The organism is Nocardia sp. NPDC003345, assembly GCF_053589395.1.
Map to the genome: position 1 here is coordinate 1 of NZ_JBSFRU010000587.1, position 1,669 is coordinate 1,669.

General features: G+C 68.5%; 1 protein-coding gene. It reads right to left on the reverse strand.

Going from position 1 to position 1,669, the window contains the following annotated elements:
• On the reverse strand, positions 1-1,669 hold a 1,669-nt coding region (locus ACWDU1_RS32220; protein ID WP_450004194.1), incomplete at both ends, for a non-ribosomal peptide synthetase.

Here is a 1,669-nt window from a genome sequence, read left to right on the forward strand (position 1 = left end):
GAGCGCAGCACCACCACGGCCTGGCCGACCTCGTCGATATCGGTCAGCGCGGTCTCGATCTCACCGAGCTCGATCCGCAGACCGCGCAACTTCACCTGGAAGTCGGTGCGGCCCAGGTATTCGAGTTCGCCGCCGGAGTTCCAGCGCACGACGTCGCCGGTGCGGTACAGCCGCTCGCCGGTACCGAAGGGGCTCGCCACGAAGCGGTCCGCGCTGAGATCAGGGCGCGCCACGTATCCGCGGGCCAGCTGGGCGCCCGACAGATACAGCTCACCCGCGACGCCCACCGGCACCGGCCGCAGCCGGCCGTCCAGCACGTACACCTGGGTGTTGAATACCGGCGCGCCGATCGGCACCACCGCGGTGTCGGCGTCGGTCACCTCGTGGAAGGTGACGTCGACCGCGGCCTCGGTCGGGCCGTACAGGTTGTGCACGGCGGTACCGGTCAGTTCCCGCAACCGCTGCGCGGGCCGTCCCGGCAGCGCCTCACCGGAGGCGAACACCATCCGCAGCGAGGCGCACGGCCGCGCACCCGCTTCGCCGGGGAGGGCGGCCACGAAAACGGTCAGCATCGACGGCACGAAATGCGCCACCGTCACACCCTCGGTATCGATGATCTCCGCCAGATACGCGGGATCCCGATGACCGTCCGGCTTCGCGACCGCCAGCCGGGCACCGATCTGCAACGGCCAGAAGAACTCCCACACCGACACGTCGAAAGTCGACGGTGTCTTCTGCAACACCACATCGGCGGCCGCCAGCCCGTATTCCGACTGCATCCACACCAGGCGGTTCACGATCGCCGCATGCGATACCGCCACACCCTTCGGACGGCCCGTCGAACCCGACGTGAAGATCACGTACGCGGTGTTCTCCGGCCGCAACGGTGCCACCCGATCCGCATCGGTGATCGCCGTATCGGCGTAGCCCGCGAGATCCAGTTTGTCGATCCGCACCTGGGCGGTGTCGATCGGCAGATCGTCCCCGGAGGTCAGGACGCAGACCGGATCGGCGGTGGCCAGGATGTATTCCGTGCGCTCGGCCGGATGATCCGGATCCAGCGGCACATACGCACCACCGGCGACGGTCACCGCGTACATGCCGACCACCAGGTCGATCGAACGGCGCATACCGAGGGCCACGAACGATTCCGGGCCGACGCCGCGGTCGATCAGCCACCGTGCCAGCAGGTTCACCCGGGCGGCGAACTCCGCGTAGGACAGCGTCTGCTCGTCGAAGGTCAGCGCGGGCGCGTCCGGGGTCCGGGCGAGCTGCGCGTGGAACATCGAGACCAGGGTGGCCGTGGCGTCGACGGTATGCGCGGTGTCGTTCCACCGGCGCAGGACCAGATCCCGTTCGGCCGCGTCCATGAGGTCGATCTCGTCGAGCGGACGGTCCGGCGCGGCGGTGATCGCGGTGAGCACCCGCACCAGCCGGTCGGCGATCCGCCGTACCTCGGACTCGTCGAAGATGTCGTGCAGATAGCCGGCCCGGATCTGCAGCGTGCTGCCGAGTGACGCGATCAGGCTGAGCGGGTAGTGGGTCGCATCGACCGTGCTCAACCCGGTGACGGCCATGCCGTCGATATCGGTGGCCTGCGCCTGGATACCCTCGGCGTCCACCGGATACGACTCGAACACCAGCAACGTATCGAACAACGTCGCCAACC